Source organism: Hathewaya limosa (assembly GCF_030815255.1).
In the GTDB taxonomy this organism is placed as follows: Bacteria; Bacillota; Clostridia; order Clostridiales; family Clostridiaceae; genus Hathewaya; species Hathewaya limosa.
This window is the reverse complement of record NZ_JAUSWN010000027.1, coordinates 19,340-39,281: the sequence shown is the minus strand read 5'-3', so window position 1 is coordinate 39,281 and position 19,942 is coordinate 19,340. Positions and strand designations below refer to the sequence as shown.

Genomic DNA, 19,942 nt, shown 5'->3' with positions numbered 1-19,942 from the left:
TAATTTTACTATAAATCTTTCACTCTTTCGAGTGGGAGATTTATTTTTTACGCAAAAAGCTGTCGCACTATTTTTTAGTGCGACAGCCCCTTTTTGTTTTTTAGTAAAAAATAAAAATTGATAAAAGAAAATATTGACAAATTATTAAGAGACATATATAGTTAATTACATAAGTAACTAACCGATAAGGTAAGGAGGTGATAAAATTGTTTTTTGACTTTAATGGTGAAATTCCTATTTATCAACAAGTTGCCAATAGCATTGAAGAAGGAATATTAAGTAATATTTACAAAGAAGAAGAGCAGATTCCATCAACAACAGAGATTTCTGTAACATATAAGATAAATCCAGCTACGGTGGGGAAAGGATTTAATTTATTAGTGACTAATGAAATAATTTATAAAAAAAGGGGGGTAGGCATGTTTGTTTGTAATGGGGCTAAAAGTAAATTATTGAAAAAAAGAAAAGATAAATTTTTTGATGATTACATTTTAAATCTTATGGAGGAAGCAAAAAGACTTGGAATAAGTGAGGAAGAAATAGTCAATATGATAAAAGGGGGATATGAAAATGAGTAGCATTGAGTTAACTAGTGTATGCAAAAGCTATGGTGAAAAAGAAATTTTATCAGACATATCTTTAAAAATAGAAGAAGGAAAAATTTATGGGCTTCTTGGGAGGAATGGTGTTGGTAAAACAACACTATTACATCTTATAACAAACAGAGATTTTTTGAGTAAGGGGATAATTCTTGTTGATGGAGAAGAGGTATATGAAAATAATAATGTACTTTCTAAAATATATTTTATGGAAGAAAAAAATTTGTTACCTTTAGATATGAAGATAATAGATATTTTTAATTGGACAAAGGAATTTTATGAAAATTTTAATATGGACTATGCTAAGGAACTTAGCAAACGTTTTCAGTTGGATATAAATAAGAAATTAAAAAAATTATCTACAGGATATAAATCAATTACTAAGTTGATTATTACTTTGGCATCAGGGGCAGAAATTTTAATATTTGATGAACCTATTTTAGGATTAGATGCGAATCATAGGGAACTTTTTTATAAAGAATTATTAAAAAATTATACTGAAAATCAAAATACTATTATAATATCTACTCATATGATTGAAGAGATATCCGACTTATTAGAAAAAGTTATAATACTAAAAGACAAAAAAGTAATAGCAAATGATTATGTAGAAAATTTATTAGAGTTAGCTTATTGTGCTGGTGGTAGCGATATAAAAATCGATGAATATATAAAGGATAAAAAGATTATAGCAGAAGAAACATTAGGAACATATAAAAAAGTTACTATATTAGAAGAAAAAACAGATGAAGATTATGAAAAAATTGATGAGTTAAATTTAGATATTTCTAAAGTAGAGCTTCAAAAATTATTTATACATTTAACAGAAATGGAGGGGGATTTAAATGAATATTAGTAATAAAATTTATAAATATCAGTTAAAAATAGCCCAAAAAGTTTTTAGTGTTTATTATGCTATTTTTGGTGCTTTTCTAGTATCTATAATTGTAGCAACGAAAATATTAGATAGATGTAATGGTGAAGTAAATGGAGTTGATTTAGGTGCTTTTATTACGATTTTTGTGTTAGGTCTATGTTCATTTAAAAAACCTTTTTATTTTTCACAAGGTAATAATGTTTCACGAAAAAGTTTTATAATAGGAACTATAAAGTATGGGGTTGTAATGACAGCTATTCTACCTTTTATAAATATAATTATAAGTAAGGCATTATCTATATTTACTGATTCTCCTAATATATTTGATTTAATATATATGTTGCCTGAGAATTTTCAGATATATTTAAATCCGGCACTTAGTGATATGAAGTTATATTTATTAATTAATTATATATGGAGTTTTACAATAGGCTTATTAATTTTTATGACAGGATTAACAATAACTATGATATATTTTAGATTAAATAAAATAGGGCAAATAGTAGTATCACTTATTCCTATTATGATGTTAATAGGAATGGACTGTTTTGGGGATTTTAATGAGAATATAGGTATACCAGTAATCATGAAGTTATTAGGATTTCAACCACAAAATCCTTATATAGGAATCATAACATTTATAATATTAAGTTTAGTAGCTATGATAATTCAATTATCATTAGTAAGAAGAGCAACAATAAATAAAGAATAAAAAAATTTAATTATAAGAAAAACCTCCACATTATAGTGAAGGTTTTTTATGTTTTTTACTTATTTTACTGAAAATATAAGGTGCTAAAATTGTAACCCATATTCCTAATGCGAAAAATCTTATAAATTCTCCTAAATTGTTTTTAGGTAAAAATATTTTAAAAGAACTTTTAATAGCAACGGCTATAATAATACCTATAAGATACTTTATTATTTGAATTTTTAGTGGCTGTTTAGCTTCAAACTTTATATATTTGGTTTCTATAAAGAATCCTATAATGAAGCTACAACATATTCCTGCTGCTTTAAAATAATCAGAAGATGTACAAAAAATGGTACCAATTAATATAGGAATTAAAAGCAACATAAGAAGATGTTCTTTTCCGTTTTCTACATAATCCATAAATTTATTAGATATAAGTGCCCAAGAAATACCAAACAATAAACCACCACAAACATCTAAAAGAGTATGTACTCCTAGATATAATCTAGATATACAAATTAATAAAATTAAAATACTACCTAGTAAATAAAAATAGTTTTTATTTATTTTTTGTATTATAGTAATAAAAAATGTAGATGAACCTTGAGTATGACCACTAGGAAAGGAATATCCAGTAGCGGTTTTAATTCTAAGTGATCTTATACCATTTTTATTAAAAGGTCTGGGAATTTTAAATATATCTTTTATAACACCATTTAAAGTCATACTTGATAGATATGCGAAACCTAATCTATATCCAAATTTTTTATCAAAACACCAGTAAGTAAGGGTAATAACTAAAAGTATAAAAAGGTCTTCTCCAAACATTGTAATAGCTTGAAAAAATCCATCTAAAAAAGGATTTGCAAAAGATTGAAAAAATTGAATTGCATTCATAAGTACCTCCTGTTAAATATAAATAAGAAAAATTATATCATAAAGTTAATTTTTTTAAAACTATTTGTAAATTTATTTTAAATAAAAATTAACATGATATTTAAAATAAAATTTATATATTTTAATAAAAGTATTAAAAAAATAAAATTTTATATATTTTATAGTTAGAAATAACTTTTAACTATAAAATATGCATTTAAATCAAAGATAATAAGAGTATAATTAATATATATAGTGAAAATTATGGAGGAAATTATGCTTCAGTGGAAAGAATTATATAATGAATGTAAAGAATGCGAAAAATGTGATCTTATAAACGGAAGAACTAATATGGTATTTGGCGAGGGAAATCCAAATGCGGATATAATGTTTATTGGTGAGGCACCAGGGGCTGACGAAGATAGAACAGGAATCCCTTTTGTAGGAAGAGCAGGACAATTACTTACAAAAGGGTTATTAGCATTAGATTTACATAGAGAAAGAGATTATTATATAGCTAATATTTGTAAGTGTAGACCTGAAAACAATAGAAATCCATTAGAGGAAGAAGCTAGAGCTTGTATACCTTATTTAAGAAATCAAGTAGCTTTAGTTAAACCCAAGATAATAGTTTGTCTAGGGGCTGTTGCAGGTAAATACATAATAGGACCTAATTTAAGAATAACAAGGGATAGAGGGATATGGGTAGAGAGAAAAGGTTTTTTTATAATGCCAACTTTTCATCCATCAGCCGTTTTAAGAGATCCAAATAAAAAAACACCATTTTGGCAAGATTTAAAAGAAATAAAAAGGAAGTATAAAGACATAAAATAAACTTTTAGTAAGTTCCGTTTTTATATTTTATTTATTTTATAAGTAATACAAATGAAAAGTTACGTTTATGGTAAATAAGAAATTGTAATAAAAGAATCAGTTAAGTAAAAATAGCCTTTAGAATTATAATCAATAATTAAATTTTTTTGAGTAAAAAACAAACATTTTAAAATTTAATTAAAAGAATAGAGAAATTTACGGAAAATAAATTATGACACTAAAATTTATAAAATAGATTTTTAGTGTCATTTATTTTTATATTTAAACTAGTTTTCTAATTTTTTATTTGCATTGATTTCTTCTACTAACTCATTTAAGTATTCCCAACGCTCCATCTTTTTTTCAAGTTTTTTTTCAAGAGATTCTTTTTTCACAAGTAATTCTTGAAGTTTTGAATAATTGGAAGCATTTTTTGTAATTTCATCTTCAGTTTCTACTATAGTATTTTCTATATTTTCAATAATACTCTCAATTTCATCATATTCCCTTTGATCTTTATAAGATAATTTTAAAAGTTTTTTTTCTTTTTTTATAGGATCATCAATTTTTTTATTAGAATTATTCACAGTTTGATTTTTGTTTTCTTCAAGTTGTTCACATTCTGTGGATAAATTTCGTTTATATTCTATAAAGTCTGAATAATTTCCGGTATGCTCTAATACCTGACCGTTTCCTTCATAAGAAAAAATTTTATTTGCTATTTTATCAAGAAAGTATCTGTCATGGGATACAGTCATAATTGGGCCATTAAAGTTTTCTATGTAGTCTTCTAAAATTTCCAATGTTGCTATATCCAAATCATTTGTAGGCTCATCTAATAGTAAAATATTAGGTGCTTCCATTAAAATTTTTAATAAAAATAATCGTCTTCTTTCTCCACCGGATAATTTATAAATAGGGGTCCACTGAGCTTCTGGTGGAAATAAAAATTTTTCTAACATCTGAGAAGCTGAAATTCTATCACCTTCTTTAGTTAAGATAAATTCAGCAGTTTCTTTGATATATTCTATAACTCTTAAATTTTCATCCATATTGTAATTTGACTGAGAAAAGTAACCTAATTTTACTGTTTCACCAAGAACAACTTCTCCACTATCAGGTTTTAATCTGTTAGCAATTAAATTCATTAAGGTTGATTTACCTATTCCATTAGGTCCAATAATTCCTATTCTATCATCCTTAGTCATAATATAAGAAAAATCTTTTATAATATTTTTTTCATTAAAGTTTTTATTAACTTTATCTAAAATAATTATTTTATTACCAAGTCTTGAATGAGCTGTAGATATTTCTAAATTATCATTTTTATTTATAGGATCTTCAGAAGAAAGTTCTTGAAAACGGTCAATCCTAGCTTTTTGTTTTGTACTTCTAGCTTTAGCACCTCTTCTTATCCAAGCAAGTTCACGTCTTAAAAGATTTTGACGTTTATCCTCCTTAGCTGATTCCAATTCTTCACGTTCAACTTTTTTTTCTAAAAAGCTACTAAAGTTTCCTTCATATGAAAATAGTCTACCATGATCAATTTCTAAAATTCGATTAGATACTCTATCTAAAAAATATCTATCATGAGTAATCATAAGTACAGAACCTTTTCTAGAATTTAAAAATTCTTCAAGCCATGCTATACTCTCATTGTCCATGTGATTTGTAGGCTCATCTAATATAAGGAGCTCAGCAGGGGAAATTAAAACTTGAGCAAGAGCTATTCTCTTTTTTTGTCCTCCTGATAATGTAGAAACTTTTTTATCAAAATCTTTAATACCTAATTTAGTTAAGATAGTTTTAGCCCTACTTTCTAAATCCCAACCATCTAAAGCATCTATTTTAGCAGAAAGTGATATAAGTTTTTCGGAAAGTTTGTTATCATTAGGATCTTTATCTAATTTTTCAATAATATTTTCATAGTTTTTTAATGCAACTATAACAGGAGAGTTTCCTTTAAAAATTTGTTCTAATACTGTGGAATTATCATCAAATTCAGGGGTTTGGGGAAGATATTCTATATTAACTTTGTTATTTTTTATAATAGTGCCTTCATCACACTCTTCTAAACCAGCAATAATTTTAAGAAGAGTGGATTTACCAGTTCCATTAACACCAATAATACCTATCTTTTCACCTTCGTTAATTCCAAAAGAAATTTTATTTAAAAGAATTTTTTCGCTATAACTTTTACTTAAGTTTTCTATAGAAATTAAATTCATATATAACCATCCTTTAAATCAATATTTTATATAAAAGTTTTTTATTTTTGGATTGTAATAATATCATAAATATAACTTTATCTTAAAATAGCATGGATTTCAAATAAACATTCTATTTTTATTTAATATATTTAATTAAATCATTAATTATAGGAATTTTTATATTTTGAGGCATTAAATTTTCAGGCTTAGGTAATACACCAATTTTTAATTTTAACATTACATATTGAGCAATAAAAAATTGAAATAGTAATATGGAACCATGAGTCATAGGAAGAAGATATCTATCGCTACCTTCTAATTCTTTAAATAAAAGACTTCTACTTGTAATTGGCAAAGTTTCATCATAAATTCCATCAATGAAAGTTACCTTATCTTTATTTAATAGGTGTCCATAGGATAGAGGATCAATTTTAAAAAGTGGATGAATTTCTTCGGAATTTAACAGTTCATTTAAACAAAATTTTCTAACGGTAGGAAGTTGTTTGTCATAAGTGCCATATAATTTATATTTATCTTGTAAAAAATAATCTGTTGTATATCCATTTTCAAACATTCTTCTGGCAAATTTTCCAACGGAACATTCATGAATTATTTTAGGAAAATATCCTCCAGTATTAAGTAAAATAGTTTCATCTATTCTAGGGTCTATACAACTAGCAATTGAACTTAACATTCCACCAAGGCAATATCCTAAAATACAGTTTTTTTCTTTCCAACGGTTAGTTTCCTGTAAAAAATCTATAGAAGATTGAATGTCTACTATGGCATGTTCCCAAGCATTATACATGGTTTTAATATCAGGATATACATAATTTTTACCACTTACACACCCTTTCGCTACACGTGTATAATGTCCGGGAAGAATTAATATATTACAACTTACATTGAAGGAAGCTAGAGTTGGACCAAGCCAAAATAAAAATCTTATGTTTTTAGTTCCTAAGCCATGAATAATTAATGCTGAACCTTTAGCAGGAGTTTTGGGTTCAAAGTTATACAGTTCAATAGTCTCAGTACCAGGGTTAGAAAATTTATAAGGACTTTTAAATTTTATATAATTACATCTATAAAATTTTCCTTTTTTAATAAAGCCACTATTGTAAGAAGTTTGAGTTTTTTCATAGCTAAAATTTATTTTCATATAAACCATCCTAATTATATTGATATAATTTAATAATATTAATTAGAGATTAAAAATGTTATAAAATATATTTAAAATTATTATCAAAATTTATGGTAAACACGTATATTAATAGTGAAGTAATTTTTAGGGAGAAAAATATGAAATTAGCTTTAAATTTTAAAAATGGTCAAAAAAGAATTTTTACTCAACAAGAAACAGATCAAATTATAAAACAATTAAATTACATGAAACTCTTTCAATTTTTTATGGGAAATAGGAAAATAAATGGCACAATAAATTTATTAGGACAACAAATTTCTGCTAACGATGTTTTCTCAATAGAATTTATTTTATAGTAATTAAAAAAGCTCATAAATTTTATGAGCTTTTTATTATTTTTATTTTAAATACTACAAAAAAGAAAATATTTTTATATTTTTTTATATAAGGAAAATATAATGGAGTTTTTTACAAAGCATGCAATTAATAAAATAAAAAAATAAATGTGAATCAAAAAGAAAAGTTAACGATAGTATTATTAAGGGGGGAAATGAATTATGAAGAAAAGAGTTTTAAGTAGTTTAATAGCTATAACGTTAACATTAAGTATAATTACTCCATCAGTTTTTGCTAGTGAAAATTCTCTTTGGAATAATGTTAAAAATGGTATTGACAAAACAGGACAAGCTGTAGTTCTTAAAGTAAATAACAAACAAGTTGGTGTATCAGAAAAAAGCAAAGTGGATGTAGATTTAGGTACAAAAATACATAAAACTATAGGTAATAGTAAAAAACTTAATTATTCAATTAATAATAGCAATAAAAAGAAAAGTATGGATGAACTTTATAAAGATGCATATGATGCAACTAAAAGAAGTTTACAAGAAAAAACACAAAGATCTATTAAAGAAGCAAGAAGTGCAATTGCTAAATTACCTAAAAATTTAGATTGGGCAATTGGTGAATTTTCTAAACAAGTGGATACAGTACAACATCCTATTTTTGTTAAAATAATAAATTTTATAAATAAATCTAAAGGTACAAAGGCTCAAATAGATATAAATAATGGAAGAGAGTTAGTTAACGATGTGATAGAGGAGCAATATAAAAGAACGTGGTCTTCGGAGTTGGATAAAATTCAACAAGAAAAAATAAATATAGCGGTAAATAAATTTAAAAATTCTACTATAATACAGTATAATACTTTAGATTTAACAGATGCAAAAATGGAAATAGATGACTTGGCTAAAGTAGAATATAATGTTGGAGTTAAACAATGGATAAATAATTATAAACATCAAATAGATAATGAAGTATTTGGTTTAAAAAATTTAACACATGAATATTCTAAAATGCTAAGTAAAGGTTTAAGTAGAGAAGAAATTAATAAAGTAACTAGTTGTAAGAATATAGATGAGCTAGTGAGATATCTAAAATCTATAAAAGTCAACGATAATAAGGCTATGAATGTAGGAAAATTCTGGGCAAGTATAAGTTTTAACATACCTTCTTATGGTATAAAGTCAGATATACAAATAGAACATAATACAGAAAAAACTATTTCACAGTTAATTGGAGAAGCTAAAGAAAAATTAAATTTAGGAGATTTACACAATATAAGTAAAAATTTAATTTTGCCAAGTAAGGCCGAAAATGGTGTAAATATAGAATGGAAATCTTCAAATGAAGACGTAATTAGTAAAAATGGGAAAGTAACAAGACCTAAAGCAAGTGAAGGAAATGAAATTATTACTTTAACAGCGATTTTGTCCAAGGATGGGATTCAAGATACTAAAACTTTTGAAGTAATAGTTAAGTCGCAAGAATTTAGTGATAATGATTTAGTAAATAGAGCAACTAATGAGTTGACTCTAGAGGGAAATCTTTCTGCATTAGTAGATGATTTAAAATTATATAATTATGATAAAACAAACAAAGTTAAAATAAGTTGGAAATCTAATAAAGAATATATTATTTCTAATGAAGGAAAAGTTGTAAGAACTAATAAAGATGAGTCAGTAGTATTAACGGCTATTTTATCAAAAGGAAAAGTTATTAAAAATAAAAACTTTAATATAGTAGTAAAAGCTAAAGAAGAAAATATAGAAAAAGAATTAATACTTGTTAGAGATTCATTAGAAATAAAAAATAGAAATAATATAGTTGAGGATATTATTTTACCGACTTCTTTAGAAGGATGCACTATATCATGGAAGTCAAATAATCCTAAAGTAGTAAGTTCTAGTGGGAAAGTAAAAAGACCTATACTAGGTAAAGCGGATTGCAAAGTTAGACTTACAGCAATGGTTAGTAAGAATGGAAAGAATGTAACTAAAGATTTTGATGTAATAGTCAAGTCTAAAAGAGAGTTAATTGCTAATAATAAAGCAGAATTTATATCCATATTAGAAGATAGTTTAAAATATTTTCCTGAAAGATTGAGAATAAGAATTCCTCAATATAATAAAAATGATTACAACCTAGAGATAGTAGAGGATGTACTTACCACAAATCCAGATTTAGATTATGGAAAACCAGAATTAAATGCAAGTCTTTCTTCAAAAGATAGAGTAGAATACATTTTAGATTTAAAATTAAATTATGCTATATCAATCGATACTATGAAAAGAGAAAAATCAGAGGTTGAGAGAGAAGTCCAAAGAATAATTAAAACAGTTATAAAAAAGGGTATGACAGATGTAGAAAAAGAACTAGCATTGCATGACTATATTGTTAAAACAGCGGATTATAATGTACAGAATTATAATAATGGAGTTTTTAAAGCTGAAGATCACAATGCATATGGAGTTTTAATTTTACACAAGGGAGTTTGTGAGAGTTATGCAAAAGCTATGCAACTATTATTAAATGCAGCAAGCATTGAATGTAAATATGTTACAGGAACTTCCAAATATAATGGAAGACCAGGACTCGGACATGCATGGAATATGGTTAAGTTAGATAACGAATGGTATAATTTAGATGCTACTTGGGATGATCCAATATCAGATAGGAATGGATCTATTGAAGTTTCTGAAAACTATTTTATGCCTGTTATTCATAAGTATTTTAATGTAACCGATGAAATACTTAATAGAGATCACATAAGAGGAGAATATGAGGAAAAAAATTATCCTAAATGTACAGGTACTAAATATGCCTATGAAAATTTAGATATTGATGAATATACAAGTGACGGAAAATTAATAAAAACAGTTAAAAGTAGGGAAAATTTGGATAGAGAAATATTAGATGCTTTAGATAAAAAGAAAAAGAATTTAATATTAAGAATTCAAGGATTTAAGATGAGCCAAGAACAATTTGCTGAGGAAGTGGAAAAAATAGCTAAGGGAAATTATGATCTTAGTTGGGATACAATAGTTTCTGATGAGAATCATGTACAATACAATTTATTTTGGTAAATAACAATAAATGCCTAAAATGTTTAAAAACAATTTTAGGCATTTTTTTTATATATAACAGAGATAATGTATAAATTTAATTTAAAATATAAAATTATACTTAATTTTATATTAAAAGAAACGATAAAAAATTTAATGAATAATGTAAATAAAGATTAAATAAAAAGTAAATTATTGTAAAACAACTTTAATTAATAAAATTTCCTTAGGAGGAATAATAATGAAGAAGAACTTTTTAACCTCAGTAATAGCAATGGCATTAACGGTAAATATATGTGCATCTACTATTTTTGCTACCGAAATATCAATGTGGAAAAATGTTAAAAGTGGTATAGATGAAGTAGGACAAAATATAGCTATTAAGGTGTCAAATGAACCAGTTAATCTTAAAAACTTAAATGAAAAAGACATATCTTTAGATAAAAAAATACAAGTGGTAAAAGAAAATACAACAGATAATAAAAATAAAAAAGATAATAATGTAAAAAAAGAAGATGTTGTTGATTTAAGTAAAAAAAGCATAGAAGAATTATATAAAGATGCGTATTATGCAACTACTAAATGTTTAAATTTACGAACTCAAGAATCTATAAAAGAGGCTAGAGATATGATTGCTAGAATTCCAAGTAATCTTCAATGGGCAATAGGAGAGTTTTCAAAACAAGTTGATTCAATTCAACAACCTATTTTTGAAAAAATTATAGAAACTTTAGAAAAAGCTAAGGAATTAAAATCTCAGCTTTCTATAAATGAAAGTAGAAAACTAATAAAGGATGTAATAGAGGATCAATATAAAGCGACATGGTCAGCGGAGTTAGATAAAGTTCAACAAGAGAAAATAAGTAATTTAGTTAAATCCATTCAAAGAGCTAGTATAAAAAACGACTCAGAATCTTGGAAAATTGCTAATGAAGAAATGAAAGATATAGATACTGTAGAGTATAATGATGGAGTTAAACAATGGATTTACACTTACAGAAAACAAATCGATGTAGAGATAGTTGGAGTTAAAGAGTTAACTAATAAGTATTCAGAAGTTATTTGTAATGAATTAACTAAAGAAGAAATCAAAGATATACTTAAATGTAGTAATAAAGATGAATTAATAAAATATTTAAAAGATATAAATGCAGATAAAAATAAAGCTTTTAATGCCGGAAGATATTGGGCTAGTAAAAGAGTTGATACAGGTTCATGGGAAATACAAACAAAATTAAATATTGAGGATAAACAAAAATCTGATGAAATAAAACAAAACAAATTAGAAAAAGAAAAGGCAGAATTAGAGAAAAAGAAACAAGAAGCAAAAGAAAAACAAGCCATAAAAGAGAAGGCAGAAAAAGAAGCAAAGGAAAAAGAAGAAGCAAAAATAGAAGCGGAAAAACAAGAAAAAAAATTAAAAGAACAAATAGAATTAGCTAAAGATACTGAAAAATTAAAATTAGAAAAAGAACTTAAAGAAGCTCAAGAGAAAGCTAAAATTGCAGCAAAGGAGGCAAAAGAAAAAGAAGAAGCAAGAATAAGGGCAGATCAAGAGGCAAAAGAAAAACAACTTGTAAAAGAGAAGGCGGAGAAGGAAGCAAAGGAAAAAGAAAAAGCAAAAATAGAAACGGAAAAAGAAGCAAAAAAATTAGAAGAACAACTAAAATTAGCTAAAGATGCCGAAAAGTTAAAATTAGAAAAAGAACTTAAAGAAGCTCAAGAAAAAGCTAAGATTGCAGCGAAGGAAGCAGAAGAAAGGGAAGAAGCAAGAATAAAGGCAGATCAAGAGGCAAAAGAAAAACAACTTGCAAAAGAGAAAGCGGAGAAGGAAGCAAAAGAAAAACAAGTCGAGCAAGAGAAAATGGAGAAAGAAGCAAAAGAAAAGGAAGAAGCAAGAATAAAGAAAGAGAAGGAAGAACAACAAGCTGCAAAAGAGAAAGCAGAATTAGAGAGACAAAGACAAGAGGAAAAAGTAAAAATTCAACTAGAGAATCAAAACAAGCTTAATGAAGCCAAACAAGCTTTAGAGCTAAAAAATATAGATGAAATAGAAAGTAATTTAAATTTACCAATAACTGGTGAAAACGAAGTTCAAATTAAATGGGAGTCTTCAAGAAAAGATATCATAGATAATACCGGAAGAGTAGTTAGACCTAAGGCAAATCAAGGAAATATGGTTGTTACTTTAAATGCTATATTATCCTTAAATGGAATTGTAGAAAATAAACAGTTTATGGTTACTGTTAAAGCTGAGGATTTTACAAATGAAGAATATGTTGAAAAAAGCTTTAATAATTTAGATATAAAAGGAAATCTACAAGGCGTAGTAGATAATATAAAATTATGTAATGAAGATGATGAAAATAAGGTAAGTATAATTTGGAACTCAAGTAATGAATCTATTATATCAAACGATGGAATAGTTACACGAAGTGATAAAGATGAAAACGTTATACTAACAGCTACATTATCAAAAGGAGAAGTTTCAAAAGTAAAAACTTTTAATATTGTAGTTAAAGCAAAAGAGGAGAATATAGAAAAAGAGTTGCAATTAGCAAATAATGCCTTAGAAATATCTAATGTAGATAATATAGAAAAAGATATTAACTTAAAAACATTTTTAAATGATATAAATATTACTTGGACATCTAGTGATGAAGGCATAATAAGTTCTAATGGAAAAGTTATAAGACCGCAATTTGGGGAAAAAGATAGGTTAGTTACATTAACAGCTACATTAAGTAAAAAAGATAAAAGTATAACTAAGGAATTTAATTTAACAGTTAAGGCCGAAAAACAATTAGTAGCTAATAGTGGAGAAGAATTTAATAATATTATAAAAGAGGCAGTAAGAAGTCTTAAACAAAGTATAAGTATTAAAGTTCCTAAGTATGATAAAAATATATACAATTTTGATCATTGGAATGATGCTATGGTTGAGCTAGGTGGTGAAGATTATGGAAAGCCTACTGCTAGTGCATCAATTAGAGGATATCAAGGGCAAGCAGAACAAGAGATAACAATAAAGTTTACTTATATGAGAGATATAACTACTGTAAGAAAACAGAAGGAAGCAGTAGAAGAAGAAGTTAAAAGAATAGTAAAAGAAGTTATAAAAGATGGAATGACAGATTTTCAGAAGGAATTGGCATTACACGATTATATAGTTAAAAATGCAGATTATAATATGGCAGGATTAAATAAAAATCCTATTGATTTAGAGGATCACAATGCATATGGTGTGTTAATCTTACATAAAGGCGTTTGTGAAAGTTATGCAAAAGCAATGCAGTTATTGTTAAAAGAAGTTGGAATAGAATGTAAATATGCTACTGGTAAGTCAAAACATGATGGACGTCCAGGAGGAGGACATGCATGGAATATGGTTAAGTTAGATAATGAATGGTACAACTTAGATGCTACTTGGGATGATCCTGTATCAGATAGAAATGGAACTAATATTGTTGTAGAGGGTTCTACTATTACGCCAGTTATTCATACTTATTTTAATGTAACAGATAATGTTCTTAATCAAGACCATATACGAGGAGATTATGAGGAAAGAAATTATCCAAGATGTACTTCTACTAAATATGCATATGATAATATGGATATAGATGAATATACTAATGATGGTAAGGTAATTCCAAAGGTAACAAATAAGGAAGAATTAGATAAGTTGATTTTAGAAGCATTGAAAACTAAAAAAAGTTCTTTATATTTAAGAATCAAAGGATTAAATATGACACAGAAACAATTAAGTGAAGAAGTAAAAGTCGTGGCAAATGGTAAATTTGGTTTAGGATGGGAGACATTAAGTTCAGATAAGAATCATGTTTTATATAAATTTAATTGGGTATAATCAAAGAAATAAAAGGCTATCTCGAAATTTCGAGATAGTTTTTTTTAAGATTAAAATTTGTATATTTAATAATAATATAGTAAAATTAATATGAATTTTGTGAAAAATATGGATATGGAGGGAATTATATGAGGAAGAAATTTCTAAGTAGTTTAATAGCAGCAGTATTGAGTTTCACCTTATTTACTTCTACTGTTTTTGCTGGAAGTAATAAATTATGGAACAATGTTAAAATAGGATTAGATAAAACTGGACAAACCGTTGTTAATAGAGTTACAGGAGAAAATATAAAACTTAATGATTTAGAAGTTAAGGATATAACATATGATGGTAATAAAAATAAGATATTAAATAAAGATTCAAAAAAAATTACAAATAAAAAAATATGCAAAGTTACAGAGAACAATTTAGATAAACTTTATAAAGAAGCTTATGATGCGACAATTAAATGCTTAAATGAAAAAACTCAAAAATCTATAAAGGAAGCAAGAAAAGCTATTGAAAAATTACCTAAGCAGCTTAATTGGGCTAAAGGTACATTTTCAGTGCAAGTTGATCAAGTTCAGCAACCTATATTTACAAAAATAATAAACTACATAAATAATTCTAAAAAATCAAAGAAGCAAAAGGATATTAATAAAGGAAAAGAATTAGTTAAAGATGTAATAGAAATACAATATAGAAGTACATGGTCTTCAGAATTAGATAAAGTTGAAGGAGAAAAAATTTCTAAGGTAGTTGATGGTATTAATAAGATCTCTTTAGTAAATGACAATACCTTGGATTTAAAAGAAGTTAAAGAAGAAATAGATGATATATCCACAGTTAAATATAATGATGGAGTTAAAGAGTGGATAGATTCATATAAAGCAGGATTAGATAATGATGTAGAAGGATTAAAGGCGTTAACAGATAATTATGCTAAATCTGTAAGTGAAGGGTTAAGTAAGGATGAGATAAATAAGATTTCTTATTGTAAAGATTTAGATGTATTAGTTGAATATTTAAAATCAATAAAGGCTGATAAAGATAAGGCCTTTAATGCGGGGAGACTTTGGGCAGCTAAAACATTTAATGTCGCTTCTTGGAAAGTAGAAAAACAACAAACATTGGATGTTCAAGCGGCAATAGCCCTTCCAAGTGGAAGTATTTATACTCCTACTTTTGTGAATGACAAAGTTGTTATAGATAATAATAAACAAAGTAAGGGATTCACTCCATTAGGAGTATTAGAGGCAATAGGGGTCAAGTATGAGGTTAATAAAGATGGTGGTTATGTAACTTCTATAAATGGAATAGGTGCTAAAGAATCCGATGGATGGATGTACACAGTTAATGGCAAAGATATTATGGAAAGTGCCGATAAATGTAAATTAAAATCTGGGGATAAAGTTCTTTGGTACTACGCAACTAAAAGTAATCAATGGAAAGCACCATCATGGGAAGAATTATTAAAAACACAAAATCAAAATGAAAGAATTGATAAGGCATTAAAAAATAATCTTAAATATCTTACATCACTAAGTTCCAAGGATCTAAACGAATGGAATTCTTTGGTCCTAAGTAAATGTGGTGAAAAAGTATCAGAAGAAAATTTAAATAAATTTATTAAATCTATAAAAGATAAAAAGGATAAAGCACAAGATACAGATTATGCAAAAGCTATAATTGCATTAACAGCTGCTGGAAAAGATGCTAGAGTTGTAGATAAAGAACTTAATTTGGTAGAAAAGTTATGCAAAAAAGGATTTATCAAGAATAATGTGTTTAGTGAAGCGTATTCATTAATTGCATTAGATTGTGGAAAATATGAAATAAAGAATGTAACTGATAGTGTAAGAAAAGATTTAGTTAAAAATTTAATAACTAAAAGTAAGGATAAAAAAGGATGGGGATTTGGTAATAATGTAGATCTTGATACAACAGCTATAGTTATGACTGCATTAGCCCCTTATAATGATAGTGTAGAAGTTAAAGAATGTATAGAAAATGCCGCAAAAACTTTAGCAAATATGCAAAATAAAAAAGGACTTTACTATTCAGAATGGACAGGAGAAAGTAGTGAAAGTTTATCACAAGCTATAATAGCTTTAACATCTAACAAGATAGATCCAGCAAGTAAACAATTCACTAAAAATGATAATAATTTAATAAGTAATTTATTAAGTTTTGCTAATGATAAAGGATTTATGCATAATAAAGGACAAGCTGAGAATATATTAGCTACTTCTCAAGCTACTCAAGCACTTATATCATATAGAGATTTTGTAAATAATAGAGGGGCTTTTTATGAATTAAAAGATTTTTCTAAAGTGGATAATGAAAAATCTATAAATATTCAAGTTAAAATATCCATACCAAGTAAAAAAGATCCTATATCAAAATGTGAAAATTTTAAAGTTAATAATCAAAAACAAAACATAACAGTTTTAGATTCACTTAAAAATGTAACAGACAAATATATAATAGAAAATAGCACTTATGGTCTGTTTGTTAAGTCTATATTAGAAATAGAAAATAAAAATTATGATGGATGGTGTTTCACAGTAAACGATGTCCAATCATCAGTAGGGGCAAGTAAAGTCAACTTAAAGGATGGAGATAAAGTTCTTTGGTATTATGCAACTGAAGGAAATCAATGGAAAACTCCAAAATGGGATGAGGTAAAATAAATAGAAATTAAATAATGAATTTAAAAAGTGTAATAGCTTAAAATAAAAAGAGTTATTATACTTTTTATTTTATAAAGACATATTGACACTAATGGTAACAATTGCTATACTTTAACTAATATTAGTCGGACGGGCGGACGAGAAAGGAGAACAGGTTATTATTAAAGAGAATTGTATAAATAATCAAGAAAAAATTTTACAAGTTACTGAAAAATTAATTATAGAAAAGGGAATAGAAAGTACTAGTTTAGCGGATATTGCCAAAGAGGTTGGAATTAGTAAGGGAACTTTGTATTATTATTATTCATCTAAAAATGACTTAATTAATGATATTGCACATAGATATTTTAAGGAAAGTACATTAAAAATAAATAAGGCATTACAAAATATAGATACTAATAGTGATCCAACTAAAATCATAGAAGTTACTTTTAAAAACATATTAAATGCTCATGAAAATGGAAAACTACATTTATGTCTTATTCAAGAAGCCTTAATGAAAAATGAAGATTTAAGAAAACAATTTAATAAAGAATATATAAAGTGGAAAAATGTTGTTGAAGAAGGATTAAGAAAAATATTAAAGGATAAAAATATAGATTATAATGTACTTAGTAACATAATGGTTGCTACTATGGATGGATTTGTATTACAAAGTTTATTAAAGACAGATTCTATTTCACCAAGTTCAATAGCAGAATATGTAGTAAAAAATAAATAAATAAATTATTAGTGAGTGGAGGGGTTTCGTTTGCAAAAAATAGCATTAATAACAGATAGCGCATGTGACTTAGGAAGGGATATTATAAATAAATATAATATAAATGTACTTCCTTTTAGAATTATATATGAGAATAAGGAATTTTTGGATGGTATAAATATTAAACCAGAAGATGTTTATTCTAACCTAGATGAAGAAATACCAACATCATCATTACCATCCTTATCAGATATGGAAAAACTTTTTAATAGAATAAAGCTAGAGGGATATACACATGTTATAGCAATTACTTTATCATCAGGATTATCAGGTATTTATAATGCCTTAAGACTTATAAGCGAAGATTATCCTGAAATTGAAAGCTTTATTTTTGACTCTAAAAGTATATCATTAGGCGAAGGTATATTAGTAGAAAAATGTGGGAAGATGATAGAAGAAGGTAAATCTTTTAAAGAAATTATAACAGAGATTCCAAAGATAAGAGAAAAGGTAAATGTATTTTTCGTAGTAGGAACTTTAAAGTATTTAAAAAAAGGTGGAAGAATCGGTGCAGTTGCAGGAACCATAGGTGAAATGTTAAGTTTAAAACCTATTATAACAATTGATCAAGATGGAAGATATGTAACTTATGAAAAGTTAAGAGGTAGAAAGCAGTCACTTAAAAAGCTAGTAGAAATTGCAAGTGGCTTTGAAAAGCCTGGTGATGCATGGCTAATGCATGGATATGCAGAAGAAGAAATGGAGAATGTTTACGAAAATTTAAAAAAGGTACCAAATATAAAAAATATTTCTAAGGGTGGTAGTATAAGCCCAGTGTCAGGTGTTCATAGTGGACCTGGACTAATTGGATTAGTTTACTTACAAGATTAAATTTTGATATAATGTATTATAAAAATACTTTTAGCTTCAGTTGAAATATACTGAAGCTAAAAAATTTTATAAAAACTTTAGGAGGTAGACTATGTTAGAAGGAACTGTAGAAAAAATAGATAAATTAATTATATTTATTTTGATGTATACAATGATTTTTTACATCTTTTTTGGGACTTTAAAATATACTTTTCCTTTTGTTATAGCACTGATTATAGCTTTGATTTTAAGAAAACCTACCGAATACTTAATGAAAAAGTTTAAGTTTAAAAGTACGTTAGCTTGTTTGATAACTAATATATTTTTTTTCGCTATAATTTTTTCATTATTACTATGGGGAATAATTTCACTAAGTAATGAATTAGTTCAATTAGCCAAAGGTACTCAAGATTATTTGGTAAATAATTCAGACAATATTTATACGTTTATAAGTAAAATACAGCAAAAATATGAAAATGTAGATCCTGAAATATTAAAAACTTTTAAAACATACATATCAGAGTTTATAAGTAAATACTCAGGTAATTTATTATCCTTTTCAGGATCAGTGGTAACATCATTAGTAAGCTTTGTTAGCAATGTGCCATATTTATTAATGGTAATATTTTTTTCTATTATGGCAACTTACTTTTTTACAAAGGATTTAATTATTAGAAAAAAGCAAAATATACAAAATAACATAATGGGAAAATATTCAAGTATATTTAATCAAGCGAAGAAAATGATTATAAATTATTTAATGTCTTATGGATTAATAATATTTTTAACTTTTATAGAAACTTTGATAGTATTCTTGATCTTAGGAGTTAAATATTCAGTTATATTAAGTATAGTTTCAGCTATAGCAGATATACTGCCAGTCGTAGGAATAGGAATGGTATATGGACCCTTAATTATTATATACTGGGTTATAGGGTCAAAAGGAATAGCAGTCACATTACTTATAGCTTATGGAGCAATGTCTGTTATAAGACAGATAATAGAACCTAAAATTGTATCAGCTTCTTTAGGAATACATCCTGTAGCGGTGTTGGCGGCTATATTTATAGGATTAACTATGAATGGATTTATGGGAATGATATTTTTCATGTTTCTTATAGTATTTTATAATGTTTTAAAACAAGTAAAAGTTTTATAAATAAAATTATAAATCGTTCTTTATACGAATCTGTATGATAAAAGTATAAGGAACGATTTTTT

General features: G+C 26.3%; 14 protein-coding genes. 11 read left to right on the top strand and 3 right to left on the bottom strand.

The window, feature by feature from the left end; translation table 11 throughout:
* The first annotated feature begins 206 nt into the window (after positions 1-206).
* From QOZ93_RS12530 to QOZ93_RS12520, 3 genes are read left to right on the top strand one after another with little or no spacing between them, the layout of a single operon-like run.
* The gene (locus QOZ93_RS12530) at positions 207-578 is read left to right on the top strand and encodes a GntR family transcriptional regulator (RefSeq protein WP_307356911.1); all 372 of its coding nucleotides are present in this window, start codon (positions 207-209) and stop codon (positions 576-578) included.
* Complete coding sequence (locus tag QOZ93_RS12525; RefSeq protein WP_307356909.1) at positions 571-1,455, top strand: ATP-binding cassette domain-containing protein; 885 nt, start codon at positions 571-573, stop codon at positions 1,453-1,455. Before QOZ93_RS12530 ends, QOZ93_RS12525 begins: the two co-directional genes overlap by 8 nt.
* Complete coding sequence (locus QOZ93_RS12520; RefSeq protein ID WP_307356907.1) at positions 1,445-2,188, top strand: hypothetical protein; 744 nt, start codon at positions 1,445-1,447, stop codon at positions 2,186-2,188. Before QOZ93_RS12525 ends, QOZ93_RS12520 begins: the two co-directional genes overlap by 11 nt.
* Positions 2,189-2,218: 30 nt before the next feature.
* Here the strand turns inward: QOZ93_RS12520 and QOZ93_RS12515 are convergent, their stop codons facing one another.
* Entirely contained in the window at positions 2,219-3,067 is an 849-nt protein-coding gene (locus tag QOZ93_RS12515) for a phosphatase PAP2 family protein (protein WP_307356905.1), read from the bottom strand.
* Positions 3,068-3,322: 255 nt separating this feature from the next.
* On the opposite strand from QOZ93_RS12515, the gene QOZ93_RS12510 reads away from it, so the two are divergent.
* The gene (locus QOZ93_RS12510; RefSeq protein WP_307356903.1) at positions 3,323-3,880 is read left to right on the top strand and encodes a uracil-DNA glycosylase; all 558 of its coding nucleotides are present in this window, start codon (positions 3,323-3,325) and stop codon (positions 3,878-3,880) included.
* Between the two features lie 266 nt (positions 3,881-4,146).
* Here the strand turns inward: QOZ93_RS12510 and QOZ93_RS12505 are convergent, their stop codons facing one another.
* Entirely contained in the window at positions 4,147-6,087 is a 1,941-nt protein-coding gene (locus QOZ93_RS12505) for an ABC-F family ATP-binding cassette domain-containing protein (protein ID WP_307356901.1), read from the bottom strand.
* Between the two features lie 118 nt (positions 6,088-6,205).
* Positions 6,206-7,231, bottom strand: a complete 1,026-nt coding sequence (locus tag QOZ93_RS12500; RefSeq protein WP_307356899.1) for an alpha/beta fold hydrolase — start codon at positions 7,229-7,231, stop codon at positions 6,206-6,208.
* Positions 7,232-7,371: 140 nt separating this feature from the next.
* Here QOZ93_RS12500 and QOZ93_RS12495 point away from each other — a divergent pair, with 140 nt between their 5' ends.
* The 7 genes from QOZ93_RS12495 to ytvI all read left to right on the top strand — a co-directional run bounded on the left by QOZ93_RS12495 (position 7,372) and on the right by ytvI (position 19,880).
* Positions 7,372-7,569, top strand: a complete 198-nt coding sequence (locus QOZ93_RS12495; RefSeq protein WP_111940538.1) for a hypothetical protein — start codon at positions 7,372-7,374, stop codon at positions 7,567-7,569.
* 201 nt (positions 7,570-7,770) lie between these two features.
* Positions 7,771-10,635, top strand: coding sequence for an immunoglobulin-like domain-containing protein (locus QOZ93_RS12490; protein WP_307356897.1), 2,865 nt, complete (start codon positions 7,771-7,773; stop codon positions 10,633-10,635).
* A 220-nt stretch (positions 10,636-10,855) separates the two neighbouring features.
* Positions 10,856-14,479 carry an immunoglobulin-like domain-containing protein gene (locus tag QOZ93_RS12485; RefSeq protein ID WP_307356895.1) on the top strand — a complete coding sequence of 1,208 codons (3,624 nt, stop codon included), beginning with the start codon at positions 10,856-10,858 and terminating at the stop codon, positions 14,477-14,479.
* Between the two features lie 128 nt (positions 14,480-14,607).
* Positions 14,608-17,151 carry a DUF4430 domain-containing protein gene (locus QOZ93_RS12480; protein WP_307356893.1) on the top strand — a complete coding sequence of 848 codons (2,544 nt, stop codon included), beginning with the start codon at positions 14,608-14,610 and terminating at the stop codon, positions 17,149-17,151.
* A gap of 118 nt (positions 17,152-17,269) precedes the next feature.
* A complete protein-coding gene (locus QOZ93_RS12475; RefSeq protein ID WP_307356913.1) occupies positions 17,270-17,872 on the top strand; it encodes a TetR/AcrR family transcriptional regulator in 603 nt (200 codons plus the stop codon).
* A gap of 30 nt (positions 17,873-17,902) precedes the next feature.
* Positions 17,903-18,742: a DegV family protein gene (locus QOZ93_RS12470; protein ID WP_111940548.1), complete on the top strand. Its 840-nt coding sequence runs from the start codon at positions 17,903-17,905 to the stop codon at positions 18,740-18,742.
* A gap of 91 nt (positions 18,743-18,833) precedes the next feature.
* Positions 18,834-19,880 carry a sporulation integral membrane protein YtvI gene (gene ytvI / locus QOZ93_RS12465; protein WP_307356891.1) on the top strand — a complete coding sequence of 349 codons (1,047 nt, stop codon included), beginning with the start codon at positions 18,834-18,836 and terminating at the stop codon, positions 19,878-19,880.
* Positions 19,881-19,942: the final 62 nt, after the last annotated feature.